This is a genomic window from Ferrimonas kyonanensis DSM 18153 (genome assembly GCF_000425405.1).
GTDB lineage: Bacteria > Pseudomonadota > Gammaproteobacteria > Enterobacterales > Shewanellaceae > Ferrimonas > Ferrimonas kyonanensis.
In genome coordinates this window covers 1-5,925 of record NZ_AUDJ01000051.1, presented here as the reverse complement: position 1 = coordinate 5,925, position 5,925 = coordinate 1, and the positions used below count along the sequence as shown (strand labels likewise).

General features: G+C 41.6%; 7 protein-coding genes. All 7 read left to right on the top strand.

Annotated elements, in window-relative coordinates; all coding sequences use genetic code 11:
* A partial coding sequence (locus tag H598_RS26880) for a hypothetical protein (RefSeq protein ID WP_211227302.1) occupies window positions 1-431 on the top strand: 431 nt, incomplete at its 5' end.
* Entirely contained in the window at window positions 421-822 is a 402-nt protein-coding gene (locus tag H598_RS0113375; protein WP_156897046.1) for a hypothetical protein, read from the top strand. The genes H598_RS26880 and H598_RS0113375, both read left to right, overlap by 11 nt.
* Window positions 823-825: 3 nt before the next feature.
* Window positions 826-1,134 carry a hypothetical protein gene (locus H598_RS0113370; protein ID WP_028113459.1) on the top strand — a complete coding sequence of 103 codons (309 nt, stop codon included), beginning with the start codon at window positions 826-828 and terminating at the stop codon, window positions 1,132-1,134.
* A 45-nt stretch (window positions 1,135-1,179) separates the two neighbouring features.
* Window positions 1,180-1,335, top strand: a complete 156-nt coding sequence (locus H598_RS26580; RefSeq protein ID WP_156897045.1) for a hypothetical protein — start codon at window positions 1,180-1,182, stop codon at window positions 1,333-1,335.
* 83 nt (window positions 1,336-1,418) lie between these two features.
* Window positions 1,419-3,872, top strand: coding sequence for an ATP-binding protein (locus tag H598_RS26575; RefSeq protein ID WP_156897044.1), 2,454 nt, complete (start codon window positions 1,419-1,421; stop codon window positions 3,870-3,872).
* Window positions 3,869-4,591 carry a hypothetical protein gene (locus tag H598_RS0113355; RefSeq protein ID WP_028113456.1) on the top strand — a complete coding sequence of 241 codons (723 nt, stop codon included), beginning with the start codon at window positions 3,869-3,871 and terminating at the stop codon, window positions 4,589-4,591. The genes H598_RS26575 and H598_RS0113355 overlap by 4 nt, the downstream gene beginning before the upstream one ends.
* Window positions 4,591-5,925, top strand: a 1,335-nt coding sequence (locus H598_RS24340) for a hypothetical protein (protein ID WP_035415912.1), incomplete at its 3' end; no start/stop codon positions are given. The genes H598_RS0113355 and H598_RS24340, both read left to right, overlap by 1 nt.

The window sequence follows — 5,925 nt, the reverse complement described above, 5'->3', positions numbered from 1 at the left end:
AGATTGAGGGAAGAAATGCGGCAAGAAGAATTTATAGAGGGCGCTTTCCTTTACTAGACTCGACAGGTTGGGAGTCGATTTCACCAAAGCCTAAAGCTCAATCTCCTGCACGTGATCATAGGCCGCCGCTTTATTTGTATGATCGCTATATCAAAGATGAAGCGATTGCTTGTGAAATTCAGCAGGAGGTAAACGCTGAATCTCAGGAACAACGGCCACAGGAACAACGGCCACAGGAACAACGGCCACAGGAACAACGGCCACAGGAACAACGGCCACAGGAACAACGGCACCAGGAACAACGGCCACAGGAACAACGGCCCCAGGAACAACGGCCACAGGAACAGCGGCCACAGGAACAACGGCCACAGGAACAGCGAAGCACTAGCGGACATATAACTGCGGATGATTTGGGGCTTGATGATGATTAAGAAACTAGCCAATCCTTATTCCATTGCTTTCTTTCTTCCTTGGATGATTATTTTTATTTTGACATTAATTGTTTTGATGGTTCCCGGTGTTGATTTGAACGTATTGAGGAAAACAATTTATTTCTCGCCTGGAGAGTCGATTAGAAATTATGTTTCTGAGTTGTTGTATGATGGGTTGGGGGTTATTTCGATTACAGCCCAGTCGAACTGGATTTCATGGGTGGTAAAATGCAATCAAGCGTCTGCCACCATGTTTAATGCAATCATAGCTATGAATATCGCAATGATTGTAGCTATTCCAATGGTGATTATTCGTTGGTTTAGTTTGTACTTTAAAGCTCAAGCTGAAGTTCAAGCTTTGAAAAATGATAGAAAATTTATTAAGAGGTGATATATGAAAATTATTAGAAGCATGGCGGTAACAACTGGAGCATGGATTTACTCTAACTCAGTAGCTGCTGGCATTCAATTGCCTGGGTTTGCGGAAAGCCAGGATGCAAAAGAACAAACTGAGAAAGTGGCAGAAAAGGCTGTGGATTATATGTTTTATGCCATTGGGGTTATGATTATTGTTGGTCTACTAATAACAGCTTTTCATGCTATTTCAGGAGACTCAGATAAAGCGGCAAAGTGGGGGAAAGGCGTGTTTGTAGGAGGGATTATATCAATGTCTGCTTACGGTATTGCTAATTGGTTCGTGTGAGATAATTATTATGCCAGCATTGAATCACCGACATAAAGAGATACAGTGGATTGGGATGAACCTTTATTTCTGGGGGGCTTTGGTTTCCACGGTAATGCTGGCTATATTATTTCTTATGAGCTTGGCAAAGAAGGCGTCATTGCTAATAGGTTTGTTGTTGTTGATTTCGTTAACCGCCCTAATTGTAAGTTACATTTATAATGGCAATCTTTATTTGATAAGGTTTCATATTGGGGGGCAGGGAGATAAGAAATTAAATAGCTTTTGGCAAAAGGGGTGTGAAATTGACGAAAAAACATTATGAGCAGCTTTATAGTTGGCGGAATTTTATTAATGATTCCGTCCTGGTTCATCAGGATGGGGCGGTATCGATTGCTGTAGTTTGGGATGGAATAAATTCTGATCTTTCAAGCTTTGGTGAAATAAAATCAAATTATGATTCATTAAGGGGGGTGTTAAATAGTCTTCCAATTGTTGTTACCTGTGAGAACCATTTGGTTAGAGATATGGACTACACAAGGGCTGAACATTATTTGGAATACGGTGCAAAAAATGCTGTTAGACTACCTGAGATTGATAGTTGGGTAAGGCAAGAAATGGCTGAGCATTTGGTGGAACAATCGCTTTCTAACCGTGTGGTAACTGTTTTAACAATGAACCCAAAATCCAAAGGTTTTTTGTCTTTAATTTCAGCAAAGGCCGAGCTTAAATTAAATGAAAAAACAGCAAAAGAGTTGATGGAGGTGGCAGACTCAGTTGCTATGAGCTTGAAAGGGGGGCGAGTTCTTTCTAAAGATGGGTGGGCTGAGTATGTTGGTCGAATGATGTATCCAGACTATCAAAATTGGCCCGCGCCTCTTTCAGTTAGAGGTGACTATTTTTTGCATGATCAATGGGTTAGAGCTAAGCCTAAATTGGTTTCAGGATGCACAAAAGTAGGAGATTATTTTTTTAAAACAGGGTTAATGTTTTTTTCTCCTGATACTGGTTTAAATGCAACTCCAGGGTTTAATAGGCTTTTATCACAACTTGACTGTTATACCCACTTGACACAGGTTGTTAGAAGATTAAATAAAGATGATGTAGTTAAATCATCGGCTAATAAGTCAAAGCACTCTCGTGGCTTTTCATCAGAATCTGGTGCAGAGTCAGCGGCAAACCTTCAGCAGCAAGAAAGTCAGTTTCGGGATTTGGTTGATAATAATAGTGAAGTTTATGACAACGCCTTTTTTGTGACTATCGCAACCAATGATCCAAAAGAAACTAATCGGATTTCACAAAAATTAGTGAGTTTCATATCAAACCACGGGGGTGAACTTCGCACTGAGGAAAGCGTTCAAATGGCGTTTTGGCGTTATCGTCAGATGGGCCAAGGTCGATTTATTCAGTGGATGAGGGATGATGTTGATCACCAGGTGGCACACATGTGGCCTGCCCTGGTTTTTTCACAGGGTGATAAAGAGTGTCCACAGCAATTAAGAAGGACTCATACTGGTGAGTTGATTACCAAAGGTTTTAGGCGGGATGCTGTAAATCACTCTATTACTGTAGCTATGACCGGTGCAGGAAAAGGGGTTAATAAATGCGCCGAGATTTTCGAAACATATTGTCAAGGAATCGATTGGTATATCGCAGAAGTAGGAAAGTCGTATGAGTGGACGGTTGAGGCTCTTGGCGGTAGCTATATTGACGTTGACCCAGAAGAAACAGTTATTAATCCGATGCCTGATATTTCACTGGCAAATGAAAATGGGCAACTTCCACCTCAGATAAAAGTTGGAACAGTTTCCGCACTTTCATTTATTTTATTGGATGATGAAAGAGAGTATTCTGTTCATGAAAGAACAGCGGCTGAAATGGCTTTGGGTCTTGCGTATGAAGATCTACATTATCAAGGCGTGAACAGGCAGCCTGTACTAAGGGATTTTCTTAACGCACTTTCAAAAAAGGAATTTTTTGAAGGTAGTATTCCTAGGCAAAATGCAGCACAAAGAATGGCTGAAAATCTTGATTCATTTTTGTATGGAGAAATGGGGAGGATTTTCAACAGAGAAGGAAATTTGCAGCTACACAAAGGAATTATTGCTGTAAATTTAAAGCCAGTTCAACAAAAGTCACCACAATTACTGAAATTTTTCTTTGTCTTTGTTGGTTTGGCTTTTGCTCAATATGCATTTTCGGCAGGAAGTCAAGCGCGTGTGTTGCTTGATGAAATGCATGTGTTGGCTAAAGAGGCACCTGCGGTATCTAGAAATCTAATTTCTGGTGTGGCACGAATGGGGCGGAAAGATGGAGCTAGTATAGACCTGGTTACTCAAGAAACAGAAGAAATTGACTCTGTTGAAGCCGCTGTAATTAACCAAACCCCATATTTTAACTATTTATATAGGCAGGCTGATTGGGATCACATTGCAGAGCGAATGCTTATGCCAGATCCAGTTTTAGAGCATTGGAAATCATGGGGAAATCCAGTGGCAGCTAACTTGCCATATCGACCCGCATTAATGTTGATCCAAGGTGTTTATTTTAGCCTTGAACTGACTTTCCCCAAATCATTGCTGTCACTTGCTTCGTCCAGTGAAACTGATCTGGCGGCAAAGGAAGTGATTGGCTCTATGACTAATGATATTGATACACGCCTGATGATGCTTAATGAGTACCGGAAAGTATTTAATGAAAGTCGTGATCATTCGGTTTGTAAAGCCGCCATGGTCAAATTTATGGAGGTAGTACGATGAAATTGTCTAGAGTTTGTTTTTCTATTTGTTTGGCAATCGCTGCTCCGAATGTTTATGCGTTTACGGACGGTTCTGGTTATCAAATATTGGCACAGATGATTAAACAGGTTGGGATCACTGAGGAACAGTTATCTCAGCTTGAAGAAAGAGTAAAACAAGCCAAAAAATATCAAGGGCAGTTTGAAGATTATCAGAAAGCGTTTGAAGAATTCAAAAAGCTCGATGCTGATAGAGCCAAAGCAACAGAAATGATTCGTAATGGAGACCTAGACTTAGTTTTCAAGCGAACCAGTAGAAGTTTAACTAAGATATTAAACCTTTCTGGTCTGTATGATGGAGATATTGATATTGAACAAGTTCTTATTGAAAGAATATCGATGTTGAAAAATCAAAGAGAAAATGAAAGTGATCTAGTCGTTGTTGCAAAACTGGATAATGACATTCAGGCGCTAGAAAATCAGGTTACTATCGAGGGACTTCGAAAAGTCGCTCAAAAGAGTATGGGGCGAATGGCTAAGGATGAATCTGTAGATGAATCAGCCAGGGTTACAGCTGAAAATACAGCGGTTATTGCTCGTTTAGCTGTGGAGCAGCAACAAGAAGCTAATAATAGACAAAAGTCTGAAACCAATGAAATTTTGAAACGAGCTAATGAAACTCTTTCAGTGGGTAAAGCATATAAAAAGATGGGTGAGCTGAGGAACTGGGGGACTAACTAATGGATTCAGCAAACCAGTGGATAGTTGAAATGCTCGGCTCCTTGAGTCCAAGTGTTTTCTATACAAATGCCTATACGGTGGCTGTTGGGCTGATTTCAGTGATAGGTGGCATTGTTTATATAATGTCATTTCTATTTCGAGTTTTAAAGGAACTCAGCACCCCTCAAGGCCCAGACTGGTCTAAAGCCATTTATGAAATGCTATTCGCAGGTCTGATGACTGGAATATATTTCGCAGTTTGGGGGATGATGACCGGTTTTTTTAATGGTGTGTATTTGCTATTTAGTGATTCTGGCACCGTTCAAAGTGTGTTTGCTAGTTATGGCGATGTTTACTCACAATTTGAAGCAGTTGTTGAGCGTAGTGAAAATGGGCTCGTAGATTGGTTAGCCTCAGGAACTGGTCAATTGACTGGTCTTTTTTCATGGGTTTTTTTCACTATTTCAAATATCGTCTTGATGACGATTTATGCTATGACAAAGCTTTTTCATGGGCTTTTATTTGCGCTGGCAATTATTTGGGGTGTACTGGTTTGGGTTATTAGGCCAGCGGTTAATTTGACGAAGGGTTGGCTTTTACTTTCGGCGCTAGTCTTATTTTGGCCTCTAGTGGAGCTGGTGACGTTCTTATTTTTGCATTTGACTATTGTCTCTACATTGCAAGGCATCATACCTGATGAGGCCACCGCATTAGGATTAAGTGGTTTTGAAACGGCAATGGGAGTTCTTAATTTCATCATGGCGGGAGTATTAGTTGCAGTACCGATGCTCACTTCAAGGTTATTGGCAAACTCTGATGTAGGTCTAGCCATTGGTGCATCTATGGCTGGCACTGCAATGTCTATTCAGAAAGCTGTTACTGATGCCGGAGGAATGGGAATTGCGCAGGAGCGGATGGGCCAGATGGGGCGGGGGGCCGTCGATAAAACTGAAGGGGCAATTTCTAAAGGTTTAGTGTCTCCGGTTAAGGCCGGTGTTTCTGGAGGGCTTAAAGGAGCTATGGGAATGGCTGCTCAGAAAGTTGCTGAACGAGGATTTTCTGGTTTTGGAACAGGGGGGCCGATGGCGCCGGCTTCAAAGTCCAATCAAAGATCTCCGTTAACTAGTTCAGATAGGACTAAAGATAATGGAACTCGAACTGGTGGATTCGGGAATCAAGGTAAGGTTGCAAATAACACTGGTCATAGTAGAGGCACTGGTGGTACTAGTGAATCGCGTCTTCGTCCAGTTGGGCGCAACTCCCCAGGACATAAGCAAGCATCAAATGTAGCGGCTCAACAGGCGGCTCAGGCTCAGCGAAGATCTATGATGTCGCAATTGGGTGGTAAGGCCCAG